This window comes from Halomonas piscis (assembly GCF_031886125.1).
Lineage (GTDB): Bacteria > Pseudomonadota > Gammaproteobacteria > Pseudomonadales > Halomonadaceae > Vreelandella > Vreelandella piscis.
Window position 1 is genome coordinate 143,331 of the sequence record NZ_CP119391.1, and the last position, 15,781, is coordinate 159,111.

13 protein-coding genes are annotated in these 15,781 nt (G+C 61.8%); 10 read left to right on the forward strand and 3 right to left on the reverse strand.

From position 1 onward, the window contains the following. The first annotated feature begins 35 nt into the window (after positions 1-35). The 4 genes from atpG to mgtE all read left to right on the forward strand — a co-directional run bounded on the left by atpG (position 36) and on the right by mgtE (position 4,449). Positions 36-920 (forward strand): F0F1 ATP synthase subunit gamma, encoded by an 885-nt coding sequence (atpG, locus tag P1P91_RS00640; RefSeq protein WP_311883818.1) that lies wholly within the window; start codon positions 36-38, stop codon positions 918-920. Positions 921-984: 64 nt separating this feature from the next. After that, positions 985-2,364 carry a F0F1 ATP synthase subunit beta gene (gene atpD / locus P1P91_RS00645; RefSeq protein ID WP_311883821.1) on the forward strand — a complete coding sequence of 460 codons (1,380 nt, stop codon included), beginning with the start codon at positions 985-987 and terminating at the stop codon, positions 2,362-2,364. A 24-nt stretch (positions 2,365-2,388) separates the two neighbouring features. Further along, the gene (locus P1P91_RS00650) at positions 2,389-2,811 is read left to right on the forward strand and encodes a F0F1 ATP synthase subunit epsilon (protein WP_311883822.1); all 423 of its coding nucleotides are present in this window, start codon (positions 2,389-2,391) and stop codon (positions 2,809-2,811) included. Between the two features lie 219 nt (positions 2,812-3,030). Beyond that, positions 3,031-4,449 carry a magnesium transporter gene (gene mgtE, locus P1P91_RS00655; protein WP_311883825.1) on the forward strand — a complete coding sequence of 473 codons (1,419 nt, stop codon included), beginning with the start codon at positions 3,031-3,033 and terminating at the stop codon, positions 4,447-4,449. On the opposite strand, the gene P1P91_RS00660 is transcribed toward mgtE, so the two are convergent. Beyond that, positions 4,446-5,627 carry a cation diffusion facilitator family transporter gene (locus P1P91_RS00660; protein WP_311883828.1) on the reverse strand — a complete coding sequence of 394 codons (1,182 nt, stop codon included), beginning with the start codon at positions 5,625-5,627 and terminating at the stop codon, positions 4,446-4,448. The two genes, mgtE and P1P91_RS00660, sit on opposite strands and share 4 nt — an antisense overlap. Before the next feature lie 227 nt (positions 5,628-5,854). Between P1P91_RS00660 and P1P91_RS00665 the strand changes: the two genes are divergently transcribed. The 6 genes from P1P91_RS00665 to P1P91_RS00690 all read left to right on the forward strand — a co-directional run bounded on the left by P1P91_RS00665 (position 5,855) and on the right by P1P91_RS00690 (position 12,713). Then, complete coding sequence (locus tag P1P91_RS00665; RefSeq protein ID WP_311883829.1) at positions 5,855-6,655, forward strand: undecaprenyl-diphosphate phosphatase; 801 nt, start codon at positions 5,855-5,857, stop codon at positions 6,653-6,655. A gap of 39 nt (positions 6,656-6,694) precedes the next feature. Then, positions 6,695-7,798: an FAD:protein FMN transferase gene (locus tag P1P91_RS00670; RefSeq protein WP_311883831.1), complete on the forward strand. Its 1,104-nt coding sequence runs from the start codon at positions 6,695-6,697 to the stop codon at positions 7,796-7,798. 4 nt (positions 7,799-7,802) lie between these two features. Further along, a complete protein-coding gene (glmU, locus tag P1P91_RS00675) occupies positions 7,803-9,170 on the forward strand; it encodes a bifunctional UDP-N-acetylglucosamine diphosphorylase/glucosamine-1-phosphate N-acetyltransferase GlmU (protein ID WP_311883833.1) in 1,368 nt (455 codons plus the stop codon). 26 nt (positions 9,171-9,196) lie between these two features. Further along, entirely contained in the window at positions 9,197-11,032 is a 1,836-nt protein-coding gene (gene glmS / locus P1P91_RS00680; RefSeq protein ID WP_311883835.1) for a glutamine--fructose-6-phosphate transaminase (isomerizing), read from the forward strand. 141 nt (positions 11,033-11,173) lie between these two features. Further along, entirely contained in the window at positions 11,174-11,995 is an 822-nt protein-coding gene (locus P1P91_RS00685; RefSeq protein ID WP_311883837.1) for a TnsA endonuclease N-terminal domain-containing protein, read from the forward strand. Next, complete coding sequence (locus P1P91_RS00690; protein WP_311883839.1) at positions 11,979-12,713, forward strand: hypothetical protein; 735 nt, start codon at positions 11,979-11,981, stop codon at positions 12,711-12,713. The genes P1P91_RS00685 and P1P91_RS00690 overlap by 17 nt, the downstream gene beginning before the upstream one ends. Before the next feature lie 21 nt (positions 12,714-12,734). Here P1P91_RS00690 and P1P91_RS00695 read toward each other — a convergent pair whose 3' ends face one another. Both P1P91_RS00695 and P1P91_RS00700 read right to left on the reverse strand, forming a co-directional pair. Next, positions 12,735-13,931 (reverse strand): IS4 family transposase, encoded by a 1,197-nt coding sequence (locus P1P91_RS00695; protein WP_311882096.1) that lies wholly within the window; start codon positions 13,929-13,931, stop codon positions 12,735-12,737. A gap of 384 nt (positions 13,932-14,315) precedes the next feature. Further along, positions 14,316-15,734, reverse strand: a complete 1,419-nt coding sequence (locus P1P91_RS00700; RefSeq protein WP_311883841.1) for an IS1380 family transposase — start codon at positions 15,732-15,734, stop codon at positions 14,316-14,318. Positions 15,735-15,781 lie beyond the last annotated feature (47 nt).

Consider the following 15,781-nt stretch of genomic DNA (forward strand, 5'->3'; position numbering starts at 1 on the left):
CTTTTCTGAGAGCCACGAACGAAGGGTAGATCGCTATGGCAGCTGCAAAAGAGATACGCTCCCAGATAGGGAGCATCAAGAATACGCAGAAGATCACCAGCGCCATGGAGATGGTCGCTGCGTCGAAAATGCGTAAAGCGCAAGATCTGATGAAGGCCAGCCAGCCTTACGCCAGGCAGATCCGCAACGTGGTGGCGCACCTGGCGGATGCTAGCCCCGAATATCGCCATGACTACATGATCCCGCGCAACGAAGTGAAGCGCGTGGGCTACATCGTCGTCTCGTCGGATCGCGGGCTGTGCGGCGGTTTGAACACCAATCTGTTCAAGGCCACGGTGAAAGATGCCGGTGCCTGGCATGACCAGGGCGTAGAGCTCGATTTCTGCGCGCTGGGCAGCAAGGCCAGCCATTTTTTCAACAAGTATGGCGGCAGGCTGGTGGCAGCCAAGAGCAACCTGGGCGAGGCGCCCCGGGCTGAGGATCTGATCGGTAGCGTCAGGGTCATGCTCGAAGCGTATGACGAAGGCCAGCTCGACCGTCTGTACGTGGTGCATAACGAGTTTGTTAACACCATGACGCAAAAGCCGGTGGTGCGTCAGCTTCTTCCGCTGTCGTCCGACGTGGGCGACGACGAGCAGGATCAGGAAAACGCCCGTCCCCAGAGCTGGGACTACCTGTATGAACCGGATGCCAGGACGTTGCTCGATAGCCTGCTGGTTCGCTTTATCGAATCGCAGGTATATCAGGCGGTGGTGGAGAACGGCGCCTGCGAGCAGGCGGCGCGCATGATTGCCATGAAGAGCGCCACCGACAACGCCGGCGACCTGGTCGACGATCTGGAGATGGTTTACAACAAGGCCCGTCAGGCCGCCATCACCCAGGAAATTTCCGAAATCGTCGGCGGTGCCGCTGCCGTATAACGCCTCGGGAGGCGAGGCCTCCCGGCACACAGGTTTCATTTGCAGGTTTTAAAGAGGAACCAAGATGAGCGGACGTATCGTACAAATCATCGGCGCGGTGATTGACGTAGAGTTCCCTCGGGACGCTGTGCCCAAGGTCTACGACGCGCTGAATATCACCCAGTCCGAAACCGTTCTGGAAGTTCAGCAGCAGCTGGGCGACGGCGTGGTGCGCAGCATCGCCATGGGCACCACCGAAGGGCTCAAGCGCGGCACCGAGGTGACCAACACCGGCGCGGCCATTTCCGTGCCCGTGGGCAAGGCCACGCTTGGCCGGATCATGAACGTGCTCGGCGAGCCCATCGACGAGGCGGGCGAGATCGGCGAAGAGCAGCGCATGCCGATCCACCGCAAGGCGCCGGGCTACGCCGACCAGGCCGCCTCGGAAGAGCTGCTGGAAACCGGCATCAAGGTCATCGACCTGGTATGCCCGTTTGCCAAGGGCGGCAAGGTTGGCCTGTTCGGCGGCGCCGGCGTGGGCAAGACCGTCAACATGATGGAGCTGATCCGCAACATCGCCACCGAGCACAGCGGCTACTCCGTCTTCACCGGCGTGGGCGAGCGTACCCGTGAGGGTAACGACTTCTACCACGAGATGACCGAGTCCAACGTTCTCGACAAGGTATCGCTGGTCTACGGCCAGATGAACGAGCCGCCGGGCAACCGTCTGCGCGTGGCGCTGACCGGTCTGACCATCGCCGAGAACTTCCGCGATGAAGGCCACGACGTGCTGCTGTTCGTGGACAACATCTACCGCTATACCCTGGCGGGTACCGAGGTGTCGGCGCTGCTGGGCCGGATGCCGTCCGCGGTGGGGTATCAGCCGACGCTGGCCGAGGAGATGGGCGTTCTCCAGGAGCGCATCACCTCGACCAAGGAAGGCTCGATCACCTCCGTCCAGGCCGTCTACGTGCCCGCGGACGACTTGACCGACCCGTCGCCGGCGACGACTTTCTCCCACCTGGATGCCACCGTGGTACTCGCCCGCTCCATCGCCGAGCTGGGTATCTATCCGGCCATCGACCCGCTGGACTCCACCTCGCGCCAGCTGGCGCCGGAAGTGGTCGGCGATGAGCACTACCGGGTGGCTCGGGGCGTTCAGGGCGTGCTGCAGCGCTACAAGGAGCTCAAGGACATCATCGCGATTCTGGGCATGGACGAGCTGTCTGACGAAGACAAGCTGTCCGTGGATCGGGCGCGCAAGATCCAGCGCTTCCTGTCGCAGCCGTTCTTCGTCGCCGAGGTGTTTACCGGCTCGCCGGGTACCTACGTGTCGCTGAAAGACACCATCGCCAGTTTCCAGGGCATCCTCAACGGTGACTACGACGAGCTGCCGGAGCAGGCCTTCTACATGGTCGGCACCATCGACGAAGCCGTCGAGAAAGCCAACAAGATGCAGCAGTAATCCTGTTCACCAGGGGGGTTCGCCATGGCGAATAGCGTGAATTGCAATATCGTCAGCGCGGAAGCGGCCATCTACTCGGGCAGTGTCGAGCAGGTGATCGCGTCCGGCACGGCGGGCGATCTCGGCATTCTGCCGGGACACGCCCCGCTGCTGACGTCGCTGAAGCCGGGGCCGGTACGCGTGAAGCTGGAAGGCGGCGATGAAGAAAGCTTCTTCGTTTCCGGCGGCTTCATGGAAGTGCAGCCCGACGTGGTCACGGTGCTTGCCGATTCGGCCACACGAGCGCGCGATCTCGACGAGGCCGCGGCCGAAGAGGCGCGCCAGGAAGCGCTCAGGTCGCTGAACGAGAAGTCCGCCGAGCTCGACTACACCCGGGCTGCGGCGGAGCTTGCCGAGGCAGTGGCCAAGCTGCGCACCATCCAGCAGCTGCGTAACCAGAGCCGCTAGCTTCAAAGCGGCGCAGTCCGAGCCACGCCCCCTGGCCCCTTGCGGAGCCGGGGGGCGTTTTTTTTGTCTGTTAAGATAGCCCTGAACGCAAAGGCAACGCTTGCCGCGTCAAAACACGTCGCCAAAGCCGTATTGCCCACGACATACTGCCCCTATTATCTCGCGACAGGCGCCACGCCGCCGTATCGCGAAGACCATTGCCGCGCGGAGGACACTTTAATGGCGCTTTACGACCCGACGCTGGAAGCGTTGAAAGACGATTTGCTAAGGCTGCATGCCGCCGCCGCGCAGGACCAGGCCCCGTCACTGGCGGATACGCCGGGCCATGACTCTGTAGTCGAGCGGATGGGGGAAATCCGCTCGCCGGATATCGGCGAGATACTCGAGGCCCTCATCGAGGAAGACAGCGCGCTTGAGGCGGCGGTTGACACGCTTGCGCTACTGGAGAATGACCGGGCAGCCAACGTGCTGGGCTATCTTCCCAGCGGCTCGCAGCTGACGATTGTGGGCGCGTTGGCAGATACCCAGCTGCTCAAGCTGCTGGAGGAAATGGGCTCGGACGAGCGCGCTGACCTGTTCAACCTGCTGGATGAAGACCGCCGCGAAACGCTGTTGCGGCGCATGGCGCACAAGGAGCGCGAAGAGCTGAAGCGCCTGGCCAGCTACGAGGAAGGCTATGCCGGCGCCATCATGACCTCTGACTATGTGGCCATAGACAGCGGCATGACGGTGTCCCAGGCGCTGATGCGAGTGCGCCAGACCGCACCGGATGCCGAGACGGTGTATCAGCTTTACGTGCTCGCCAAAAGCGGCGAGCTGATCGGCACCATGTCGCTGCGCATGCTGATGGTGTCGCGCCCGGGCGCCGTTGTGGATGACATCATGATCCGCGACGTGATTCACACCCGGGTCGACGAGCTGCAGGAAGAAGTGGCGCGCATCGTTGCACGCTACGATCTGATTGCTCTACCGGTGACCGACAGTGACGGCCGCATGGTGGGCATCGTCACCCATGATGACGCCATGGACGTGGCCGAGTTCGAGGCCACCGAAGATATCCACAAGGGGATGTCCATCGGCCAGCTGGAAGACGGCGTCCGCCGCGTGCCGCTGTGGACGCTGTATCGCAAGCGGGTCATGTGGCTGGTACTGCTGGTGTTTGCCAACCTGTTTTCCGGCGCGGGCATTGCCTACTTCGAGGACATCATTGCGGCCAAGGTAGCGCTGGTGTTCTTTTTGCCGCTGTTGATCGGCAGCGGCGGCAACGCCGGCGCCCAGGCCGCGACGCTGATGGTGCGCGGTATGGCCACCGGCGACGTGGGCGTCAAGGACTGGGGCAAGATGCTCGGCCGCGAGCTGTTGGTGGCCGGTTCGCTGGGGCTGACCATGGCCCTGGCCGTCGCCCCCATTGGCGTCATGCGCGGGGGCACCGCCGTGGCCACCGTGGTGGCGACCAGCATGATCACCATCGTGCTGTTCGGCAGCCTTTTGGGGATGTGTCTGCCCTTTGTGCTCGAGCGCTTCAAGCTCGATCCGGCCACTGCCTCGGCTCCCCTGGTGACCACGCTGATCGACGCCTCGGGGGTGGTGATCTACTTCAGCATTGCCACCGCGGTGCTGTCGAGCGTGTCGCTCTAGCTCGCCGGAAGGCTGGTGGCCCGGGTGACGAGCAGGACCTCGACGTGGCTCAGCCATTCGACGTCGTCGGCCAGCGCCTTGAGCTGGCTGGCCAGGCACTGGGGGGGCTGGTGGATATCGTCGCCGACAATCAGCGAGACGGAGACCTTGCCGCCCAGGTAATGCAGCTGCAGCTCTGCCCGAGTGCGCCATACCGGGTGGGCATGCCAGCGGGCGTCCAGCGTGGCCTCGACGTCGGGGCGCAGCGGCAGGCCGGGAAAGCGGCTGGGGTCGCCTTCGCCGGCGTCGTCTTCGGGGTCGATGTGAAAGGTGACGTCGGTCAGCGCGGGGAAGGCGTGGCGCAGCCGGCGGCTGACCTCGTTGCCGATTTCGTGAGCTTCGGAAACGCTGACACGCTTGGCCACCACGATATGCAGATCGACCATGGCCCAGCCGGCGGACTGGCGAGTGCGCAGGTCGTGCACGCTTTCCACTCCGGGCACGCCTTCGGCGACGCCGTACATCTGGCGCTGGGCGTCGTCAGGCAGGGCGGTATCCACCAGCTCCCGGGCGGAGTCCCAGAGCAGATCCCAGCCCACTTTACCCACCATCAGCCCGACGATGATGGCGGCCACGGCGTCGACCCAGCCCAGGCCGACCTGGGCGGCGATCATCGCCACCAGCACTACCACCGTGGACAGCGCGTCGCTTCGGGCGTGCCAGGCGTTGGCCTCCAGCAGTTTGGACTGCACGCGTTTGGCCACGCGCATGGTATAGCGGAAAATCCATTCCTTGGACAATAGCGCGACGCCGGCGAGCACAATGGCCCAGAGGCCGGGCGCGGTTACGGTCCGGCCGCTGAGCAAGCGATCCAGGCTCGACCAGGCGATACCTCCGGCAACAAAGATCAGCACGCTGCCCAGCAGCAGAGTGGTTAGCGTCTCGATGCGGCCGTGGCCGTACTGGTGGTCGTGATCCGGCCCCTGGCGGCCGTAGTGAATCGCCGCCAGCACAAAGCCGTTGGTGATCAGATCGGAAAGCGAATGGATGCCGTCGGCGATCAGCGCCGTCGAGCCGACCACAAGGCCCACGATCATCTTGGCCAGGCTCAAAACGCCGTCAAGCCAGGCGCCGACGTGGGTGACGTGCTTGGCTTCGCGGCTTTGCAGATCTTCCTGGGATTCAGCGTGGGAGGTCATGGTGACTCTTTGTCGACGTTGACAGCGGGCGGCGACGATTATAGCGCATCGGCGCCGGTGTAGCAGCCGGGGGCGGACAAGGCGGCGGCAGACGTGTATTCTTGAGCGCCGGTCACAGCATGGCCGTTGGCGCTTGGCGTCCGGCGCTGTTTTGGGCTCACACGTTTCCACCCCCATATTTCTTCCACAGGGGCATGGCGCCCGCTGAATTGTTGACAGGTTCTCCAATGGAGTGGCTACAGGTCATCGTACTTGCCGTCGTGCAGGGGTTTACCGAGTTTTTGCCCGTTTCGAGCTCGGCCCACCTGATACTCATACCGGCGCTGACGCCCTGGGGCGATCAGGGGCTGGCCTTTGACGTCGCCTTGCACCTGGGCAGCCTGCTGGCGGTGATGGTCTACTTTCGCCGGGAGATTGTCGCCATGCTGCAAAGCAGCCTGGCCGCCCTTGCCGGGCGCGGCGTTGACCGCGACGCCCGACTTTCGCTGGCCGTGGCGCTGGCCACCCTGCCGGTATGCGTTTTCGGCCTTTTGCTGCACGACTTTATAGAGGCGCATCTGCGCTCGACGCTGGTGATCGCCGCGGCGATGATCGGCTTTGGCCTGCTGCTGGGCTACGCTGACCGCAGGGGCCGCGGCCGGCGGGACGAATATCGGCTGCGCGGGCGCGATATCGCCGTGATCGGCCTGGCCCAGGCGCTGGCGCTGATTCCCGGGACTTCGCGCTCGGGGATCACCATGACCGCGGCGCTGATGCTGGGGCTGGGCCGGGAAGCCGCGGCGCGCTTTTCGTTTCTGCTCTCGATTCCGGTGATCGTTCTGGCCGGGGGGATGGAAATCGTCACGCTCAGCCAGCAGGCCGCGCCCGTTGACTGGCTTACCCTGTTGGGCGGCACGGCGCTGGCGGGCATCAGTGCCTACCTCTGCATTCGCCTGTTTCTGGCGTTCATTACGCGCCTGGGCATGCAGCCCTTCGTGATCTACCGGCTGATACTTGGCGTATGGCTGCTGTGGCTGTTTTACGTCTAGCAAGCCAACTGACAGCACACCAAAAGGTAATGCAACATCATGCAACATAACGCGGTAAAAGCGCTGACCATGGGAGCCATGCTGATGGCGCTGGCGCTTGTGGCCGGCTGCGAAAGCGAGCCCGAAAGTCAGTCCCCGGTGCGTTTCGAGGGCAGTATTTTCGGCACTTTCTACCAGATCACCGTGGCGGACACCCTGGATCAGAACGCGCAGGAGGCCCTGGAAGACGGATTTCTGGACGAGCTGGAGCGCGTTGACGAGGCCATGTCCACCTACCGCGACGACAGCGATCTGGTTGCGTTCAACCAAGCTCCCCTTGATGAATGGCAGTCGCTGCCGCCGCCGCTGATCAAGGTCATGTCGATCAGCCAGCAGATTTCCCGACAAAGCGACGGGGCGTTCGACGTCACCATCGGCGGGCTGGTGAATCTGTGGAGTTTCGGCCCCGAAGCCCGTCCGGAAAGCGTGCCCGGAGAAGGCGAGCTGAGCGCGCGCCTTGAGCAGGTAGGCTTTGACGCCCTGGAGGTCGACACCGACGGCAGTCGTGCCCGGCGCAGCCGCGACGTCTTTGTCGATCTCTCCGCCGTGGCCAAGGGCTACGCCACCGATCGGGTGGCGGCATACCTGGACGAGCAGGGCATCGACAACTACCTGGTCAATCTGGGCGGCGATCTGACCACCAGCGGCTATCGTGACCCGGACGAGCAGATGCCCTGGCGGATCGGCATTGAAAAGCCCCGGAGCAGCGGTCAGAGTGCCCAGTACATCATTCCGCTATCGGGTCTGTCGGCGGCCACTTCGGGGGACTATCGCAACTATTTCGAGCAGGACGGCCAGCGCTTTTCACACACCATTGATCCGCGCACCGGCCGCCCCATTAGCCACTCGCTGGCCTCGGTCACCGTGGTGCACCCTTCCAACGCCCGGGCCGACGCCTGGGCCACGGCGATGACGGTGCTGGGCGGCGAGGAAGGCATGGCGCTGGCGCAGGCGCTCGATCTCAAGGTGCTGATGCTGGTGCGCGACGAGGACAGCTGGCAGAGCCTGGCCAGCCCCGCCTTTGCCGATTTTATCGGCGCTGACTTCATGGCCGACCACAATATCAAGGTAGCCGGGGATACCTCCGCCGAGACACAAGGATAATCTTATGCACGACGAGCTGGACATAGTCGTTCTTGCCGCCGGGAAGGGCACGCGCATGCGCTCCCGGCTGCCCAAGGTACTGCACTCGCTTGCCGGCAAGCCCATGGTGCGCCACGTGCTGGATACGGCAGCGGGGCTGAACCCCCAGCGCACTCATGTGGTGATCGGCCACGGCGCCAAGGCCATGCGCGAGGCGCTTGCCGAGTCATCGGTGCGTTTTTGCGTGCAGGCCGAGCAGAAGGGCACCGGGCACGCCGTGGCGCAGCCTCTCGAACAGCTGGGGCACGGCAAGGTGCTGGTGCTCTACGGTGACGTCCCGCTGATCCGCCGGGATACGCTGGCCGCGCTGCTTGAGCGCGTGGACGAGCAGCACATGGGGCTTTTGACCGTCACCATGGATAACCCCGACGGCTACGGGCGCATTGTGCGCGACGAGGCGGGCAACGCCGTGGCGATCGTCGAGCAGAAAGATGCCAGCGCCGAAGAGCTGGCCCTTACCGAGTGCAACACCGGCATCATGGCGATGACCGCCGCCCAGCTCAAGCGCTGGATGCCCAGGCTCTCCGCCGACAACGCCCAGGAGGAGTATTACCTCACCGACGTGATCGCCATGGCCGCCGAGGACGGCGTGGGCGTGGCCACCGCCCAGCCGGCAACGCCGCTGGAAGTCCAGGGCGTCAACAACCGCGCCCAGATGGCCGAGCTGGAGCGTGCCCTTCAGCGTGCCAGGGCCGAGCAGCTGATGGCCGACGGCGTGGCGCTGGCCGACCCCGCTCGGCTGGACGTGCGCGGCACCCTGACCTGCGGCCACGATGTCTTTATCGACGTCGGCTGCGTGTTCGAAGGCGAGGTCAGCCTGGGTGAGGGCGTGCATATCGGCCCTTATTGCGTGATCAGAAACGCCACCATCGGCGCGGACAGCGTGGTCGAAAGTCACAGCGTGCTGGAGCAGTGCGTGGCCGCGGGGCATAACGCCATCGGCCCCTACGCGCGGCTGCGCCCGGGCACCCGTCTGGCCGTCGCCGCCCGGGTAGGCAACTTCGTCGAAACCAAAAATGCCGACGTCGGCGAGGCCAGCAAGATCAATCATCTGAGCTATGTCGGCGACGCTACCCTGGGGCGCGGCGTGAATATCGGCGCGGGAACGATCACCTGCAACTACGACGGCGTTAACAAGCACCGTACGCGGATCGACGACGATGCCTTCATCGGTTCCAATACCGCCCTGGTGGCACCGGTGAACATCGGCCAGGGTGCCACCGTAGGAGCCGGCTCGACCATTGCTCGGGACGTGGCCGACCACGCGCTGGGCGTGACCCGCGCGCCCCAGCGCGAAAAGGCCGACTGGCCGCGCCCGAAAAAGCGCGATTAACCACAACGCTGAAAAGGAGAGACCCTATGTGTGGCATTGTCGCCGCCGTTGCCCAGCGCAACGTCCAGGGCATATTGCTGGAAGGCCTTAAACGGCTGGAATATCGCGGCTACGACTCTGCCGGCATGTCGGTGATGCGCGACGATACGCTGACGCGCCACCGCGCCGTGGGCAAGGTCGCAGCGCTGGAGAAATGCCTGGCGGAATCGCCGCTGCCGGGCAGGGCCGGTATTGCTCACACTCGCTGGGCGACCCACGGCAAGCCCGTCGAAGCCAACGCCCACCCGCACCACAGCGATGATCGAGTGGCCGTGGTGCACAACGGCATCATCGAAAACTTCGAGGCGCTCAAGCAGGAACTCGAGACCGACGGCTACGCTTTCACTTCGGATACCGACACCGAGGTGATTGCTCATCGCCTGGCGGCCACCCTTGACGACGGCGCCACGCTGTTCGAGGCGGTGCAGCATAGCGTGCGTAACCTGGGCGGCGCCTACGCGCTCGGGGTCATGAGCCCCAAGGAACCCGACGTGGTCATCGGCGCTCGTCAGGGCAGCCCGCTGGTGATAGGCGTGGGCATCGACGAAGCCTTTCTGGCATCGGACCCGCTGGCGCTTTTGCAGGTGACCGACCGCTTTATCTACCTGGAAGAAGGGGATCTGGTCGAGCTCAAGAACGGCGGCCATATCCATATCGTCGACCGCGACGGCCGGGCCGTGGAACGCCCGGTGCAGATTTATGAATACGCCGACGGCGCGGCCAGCAAGGGCGACTACCGCCACTTCATGCTCAAGGAAATCTTCGAGCAGCCGGCCGTAATCCGCGACGCGCTTGAAGGTCGTCTGGGCGAGTCAAGCGTGCTTGCGGAAAGCTTCGGTCCCGACGCGCCGGCGCTGTTTGCGAAAACCCGCCAGATTCACATTATCGCCTGCGGCACCAGCTATCACGCGGGGCTGGTGGCGCGCTATTGGCTGGAGCGCTACGCCGGCGTGCCGGTGCAGGTAGAGGTGGCCTCGGAGTTTCGCTACCGCCATCCGGTCGTCGCTGAAGGCACCCTGTTCGTGACGCTTTCCCAGTCCGGAGAAACCGCCGATACGCTGGCCGCGCTGCGCTTTGCCAAGGGGCTTGGCTATGCGGGCACGCTTGCCATCTGCAACGTGCCGGGAAGCTCTCTGGTGCGCGAATCTGACCTGGCGCTGATGACCCGGGCCGGGCCGGAAATCGGCGTCGCCTCGACCAAGGCCTTTACTACCCAGCTGGTGGCGCTGATGCTGCTGACCCTGGCGTTGGACAAGAGCACAGAAGCAACTGGCAGCGATCAGGCCGGCATCGTCGCCGCGCTGAAAACGCTGCCCGATATTTGCCGTCGGGTGCTGGCGCTGGATAACAACATCGAGACGCTTTCCCAGGCCTTTGCCGAAAAGCACCACGCGCTGTTTCTCGGCCGCGGGGCGCACTTTCCCATCGCCCTGGAAGGCGCGCTCAAGCTCAAGGAAATCTCCTACATCCACGCCGAAGGCTACCCCGCCGGCGAGCTCAAGCACGGGCCGCTGGCGCTGGTGGACAGCGAAATGCCGGTGATTTCGGTAGCGCCCAACGATGCCCTGCTGGAGAAGCTCAAATCCAACCTCCAGGAAGTGCGTGCCCGGGGCGGCGAGCTGTTCGTTTTTGCTGACGAAAACGTCGGCATCGACGACAGCGAAGACGATGTTTCCGTACTTCATCTGCCCCACGTCCACGAAGCTGTGGCGCCGCTGCTCTATACCCTGCCGCTGCAGCTTTTGAGCTATCACGTGGCGGTGCTCAAGGGTACCGACGTTGACCAGCCGCGCAACCTGGCCAAAAGCGTCACGGTGGAATAGGCGTAGACAGGTTTGCCGAAGAAACTGTGGGATGGTAATAAAGTCGGTAACTAGGGAAAAAAGTTGGTACCTTATAAATAGAGTTGGTAACAGGCACCCAATGTGGCAAAGTCAGGCTATTCTCCTCAAGGGGTATAGGGAATGGCCAGCTGCAAGCTAGACAAAAAAACGGAAAAATGGATTAAAGAAGAGCGCGGCAAAGGTAGCGGTAGTGATTACCGCCCTTGGTTGACGGTCAGAGATCTATCCTCCAAGGGGCGCTCGCACAGGGTGATGGGACACCTTACCGGGCGAACCCATCATTTTTTTTCTGATACAGAACTGGCAGCCTTCCTGTTGCTTGAATGGAACCCCGCAGTTACCGACATCCGCGAGCAATTTCCGCTCCGAATAGAAGACACTCTAACAATCGCTGACGAAGCCAACATTCGCCACCCCGAGGTAGGCGGATACCATCAGGTTATGTCCAGCGATTTCGTCGTTGATCTCTCCATGCCAACCGGGCCACAGAGGTTGGCCATTCAGGTGAAAGTCTCTACCGACTTGATGGATCCGCGAACTGTTGAAAAGCTCGAGATTGAGCAACGGTACTGGAAGCTTAAAGGGATTCCCTGGTATTTGATAACTGAAAAGCAGATGCCTCATACCATAATGGAGAATCTGGATCTTCTTTACTCAGCACGTGTACAAAGCGAAAGCATGGAAGTGTTGCTTCAAAGCTTGCCGATCTATGCCGATGTGCTGGCACAAAACCTGAATACCAAGCTTCCGGAGATAGGCATGCTGGTTGACCAGGCTTATTCGCTTGAGCCGGGGACATCGCTAGCTCGGTTACGGGCTTTGGCGGCTTTAAGAGTGCTTATATTTGATATATCGATCCCATGGACCAAGCTGGTATCACAAGACCTGCAAATGGTTGATAATAAAGATTTTCTGAGGGCTAGCTATGCTGCGAATCAATGACGTCTTTGAGTGGGGACAAGAGAGATATCGGGTATTAGCACTGGCGGGGCAGCATGCTAACTGGATAAATATTGATTCAGAGAAAGCTTGGCCGGAAGTGATTACAACATTTCAGGCTGAGCAGTGGATGTTTGATGAAACACTTCGCAGGACAGAGGATCCATATCAAGAACTCGCTTCGCTATCTGTAGAAAATGGCAGTAAAGCCCAGCTAATTCGAGACCAGCGGTATGAACTAATTGCACCTTTGCTCGCTGATGAAGAAATTTTTTACCGCAGTGGCAGGGGGAAGTTAGTCCAGTCGCGTAGCGACGAAACCGGAACACCAAGGAAAACGATCTATAAAAATCTTCGACAATACTGGCAGCGTGGCAAAATGCCTAACGCACTACTACCCGATTATCGTAAATCTGGTGGAAAAGGCCAGAAGAGGATTTCAAAAAAAAAGTTAGGGCGGCCACGAAAAATCTCGCCTGGTACGGGTATTACCGTCGATTCTTCTATTGAAAATATGTTCCGCTTGGTACTAGATCGCTACTACGTCAATGACAAGGGCCATTCCTTGCCATACGCCCATCGTCGATTTATTGATATGTTTGAGGCCGCTAATCCAAATGTGCAGCCTGAAGATTATCCAACATTAGATCAAATAAGATATTTTTATCGTAGAGAGTACAAGAAGGCTGATCGTATTCGCCTAAGAGCAAATAAAATCTGACGAATCCCCACGAATATGTTGCTACTCGCCGCATAGGCTCTGCTCCCTGACTTCCTCGCGAAGTCGTGCTCGGAGGGTTGTCCAAGCAGGCCAAGGCACGGCGTCGGGTTGATGACGACGAAGACATTCCAAGCCCAGGCGCCACACGGAAAGCACGCTCCGGTGCCGGATACTGTTGCTCTGATAGCGCCGCTGTTGCCCCCGGGCTCGGACATCCAGGCCGGCCACCATCATGGCCACGTTCGCCAACATGGCGATCAGCAGCAGGACCTCGATGCGCTTGCCCTGGCGAGACTGATGCATGCCGAAGCCCAGCCCGAACAAGGGGCTTTTGACATCGCGGAACCCTTCCTCAATCTGCATGCGCTGTCGGTAGATCGTTACCACTTTATTCGCCAGCGTTGAGCGGTCCGGCAGATTGCTGACCAGCACCCAGGGCTCCTGCTGACGCCGGGCGATCGTCCGGCTGCCGCCGTCCCGAGAGATCCGGCCTTGTTTATTGCGATGCTTACGTCCCCGTGGCGGTCGATAATAGAGCACCATCTGAGCGCGGAACGGATGGTTTTCGGCGATCCGGACGGAGCCCCACGCCTGCGGTTCCGATGTCGCGTGTTGAAACAGGGTCTTCACGGGTTGCCATGCTTCGCCTGACGCCTGGTAACGGGCGGGCTGACGGACCCGTCCAACGATATACCAGCCGCGCGCTTCAACGGCCCGAAACCACGGGTTACGAAAGCCGGCATCGGTCACCAGGATCGGCGTGGCCTTGTCGGGCAGGATCCTTGCCAGCGCATCCAGCAGATAGGCTTCACAGTATGGGCATCCTTCCTTGTGATGAACCTTCTCGAAGATGGGCAGCGATCGCCCGGCGAAGGGCACCGCCGCACGCAGCAGGAAATGCCTGCCGCGGTCATCAATCGGCGACCAGTCCACCAGAATCAGTGGGCGTGTTGTATGGCCGATCAGCAGCGAGGCCATGAGCCAATAGAACAGCGGTCGTTCCTGATGAAGGTGAGGGTTGCCTAATAGTCGATCGACTCGTTTGATGGCGTGCTTGGCATCCGTCGAGCTCGGCAACGCACGGCCAATGGCCGTTAATCCCAGACGTCGCTCGCCCAGCAGAGCGCCAACGGTATCGAGGACGGTCTGTAGCCGCTTGGCATGGATCACGGAGAGTGAAGACGTCAGCAAGTTATGCAAGAATCGAGGGGCCTGCATGGGTCTCCTTCGCATGTTGTTGTGTGTCGTAACTCACAACATGCATGACTCATGCAGGCTTTTTCAATCCTATCATGCTGATTTTATTACCCATTTCATGGGGATTCCTCAGAAATAAAATCTCATATCAAAAAGATATTCGGCCGCTGATCCCGGCTTATTCACCGGAACGCTGACTGGGCATCCTGAAGCCCCGGGGAGCCGGTAGCTCGTCGCCGAACGCCGATTTCGAGACGGCACCGTCTTCCGGTGACGCTCTGTCCGGCTGCTATCGCCGTTATTCAGCCCCTTCCCTGCCTTGTCGTCGGTCATCCGGGCAGCCGGAACCGCCGGTCATCGACAGGACCGGCGTCTCACTGTCTTGCTTATGCGACCGCTGAGGCGTCAGCGCAACGCTGTCAGTTTTGGTAGCCCTTTCAGCAGAGTCGGCCACCATTTATCGGCTGCGGCGCCGAGGTGGACCGTGATACGTCGGGCGTGGAGGATCAGGGTGGCGGCCACCTTGAGGACCTGCTCACGCATTCGGATCAGGCTCCAGCCCTGTCGGGTTTGCCGTTCCAGCACGCAACGCAGACCATGCAGCACCTGATAGGCGTAAAGGCTCAGCAGAAGACTCGCCTCGTTGCGATCCATCACGTTCTGCTCGGTGGAGGCGCCGCGATCGGTCGACGAGAGGTGAACATCCAGCGCCGACTTGACCTCGCCCATGTGCGCCTCGGCGCTGCCGCGCTTGCGGTACAGTGATAACACCTTTTCCGGCGGCCAGTGGTACCGACTCAGGTTGGTCACCAGGAAGAAGGCGTGGAGCAACAGGTCGTCGGGGCGCTCCTGAACCACCAGCACGACGCGCCGTGGCTCGGGCCAGCTGTCGGCCCGGTATTCAAGGTCATGGCACCATTCCCGGGGCTGGTCCGGGGGTCGGCCGGGCGGCCGCTTGAGATACGGCGCCGCCAGCGTCTGAAGGGTGTTGTTGCTGCGCAGCCGGCCCAGGTACCCGATATCACGCTCTTCCATGGCCAGCAGCGTATCGTTGCCGGTAAACCCGGCATCGATACGCACTGTCACTGTCGCACCGGTGCCTTCATTGAGGCGCCGTACCAGGTGAGGGATCCAGGTATCGGCGTTCTCGGCAGGGCCCGCGTTACCCTCGCGCAGCAGGCCGCCGACCATGTCACCGGTTTCGGCCAGCGAGGCCACCAGCGGCGAATAAATGCGTGTGCCGTACAGCCCGTGAAAGGCCGACCCGCCCTGACGACCATGGACCTCGATCGGCAGGCCGTCGATGTCCAGCGTCAGGTTATCGGGCTGCTCGCCGTGGTTCAGCGATGCCAGGCGCCAGATCGCCAGGCGCAACAGGCCTTCATGCACGGTATCGATGTTGTCATGACTCCCAAGGCACGCCAGCAGCCGCGACAGCGTCGCCTGCGACGGACGGTCCTGTGCCAGAGGCGTCATTCCGCGTGCATCGCTGCACGCCAGCTGCCAGAGCGGATCGTGACGCAGCGTGTCGGTATCGTCCAGGTCGATCCACCCCATGGCGCGCTGCAACACGACGGTTCGCAGCTGGCTGGCCAGGGAATGACGAATACGCAGTGGATCACGCCGGTCGACCAGGCTTTCTTCCAGCGCCTGGATAACACCGCTGTTGTCGAGGGCTTCACGCAGCAGCAAGGCGCCGCTGTCGCTGGTGGTGCGGTGGCCGCTTAGCTCGGCCCGAACAGAACCATTGCAGGAAGGCGTCCACGACGATAATCTTTCACCCATGGCGAGAGGTCCTCTTGAATCAAGTTCTGGCTGGAACATCCTGATTCTACAAGAGAAACCCCTCGCCATCTTTATTTTCAAGCCAG

What these genes read in the sequence shown, in the direction of transcription:
- P1P91_RS00650 (WP_311883822.1), top strand. Translation starts at nt 2,389, where the DNA reads ATGGCGAATAGCGTGAATTGCAATATCGTCAGCGCGGAAGCGGCCATC.
- P1P91_RS00695 (WP_311882096.1), bottom strand. Translation starts at nt 13,931, where the DNA reads ATGCAGGCCCCTCGATTCTTGCATAACTTGCTGACGTCTTCACTCTCC.
- P1P91_RS00670 (WP_311883831.1), top strand. Translation starts at nt 6,695, where the DNA reads ATGCAACATAACGCGGTAAAAGCGCTGACCATGGGAGCCATGCTGATG.
- P1P91_RS00690 (WP_311883839.1), top strand. Translation starts at nt 11,979, where the DNA reads ATGCTGCGAATCAATGACGTCTTTGAGTGGGGACAAGAGAGATATCGG.
- atpG (WP_311883818.1), top strand. Translation starts at nt 36, where the DNA reads ATGGCAGCTGCAAAAGAGATACGCTCCCAGATAGGGAGCATCAAGAAT.
- mgtE (WP_311883825.1), top strand. Translation starts at nt 3,031, where the DNA reads ATGGCGCTTTACGACCCGACGCTGGAAGCGTTGAAAGACGATTTGCTA.
- P1P91_RS00700 (WP_311883841.1), bottom strand. Translation starts at nt 15,734, where the DNA reads ATGTTCCAGCCAGAACTTGATTCAAGAGGACCTCTCGCCATGGGTGAA.
- P1P91_RS00665 (WP_311883829.1), top strand. Translation starts at nt 5,855, where the DNA reads ATGGAGTGGCTACAGGTCATCGTACTTGCCGTCGTGCAGGGGTTTACC.
- glmU (WP_311883833.1), top strand. Translation starts at nt 7,803, where the DNA reads ATGCACGACGAGCTGGACATAGTCGTTCTTGCCGCCGGGAAGGGCACG.
- atpD (WP_311883821.1), top strand. Translation starts at nt 985, where the DNA reads ATGAGCGGACGTATCGTACAAATCATCGGCGCGGTGATTGACGTAGAG.
- P1P91_RS00660 (WP_311883828.1), bottom strand. Translation starts at nt 5,627, where the DNA reads ATGACCTCCCACGCTGAATCCCAGGAAGATCTGCAAAGCCGCGAAGCC.
- glmS (WP_311883835.1), top strand. Translation starts at nt 9,197, where the DNA reads ATGTGTGGCATTGTCGCCGCCGTTGCCCAGCGCAACGTCCAGGGCATA.
- P1P91_RS00685 (WP_311883837.1), top strand. Translation starts at nt 11,174, where the DNA reads ATGGCCAGCTGCAAGCTAGACAAAAAAACGGAAAAATGGATTAAAGAA.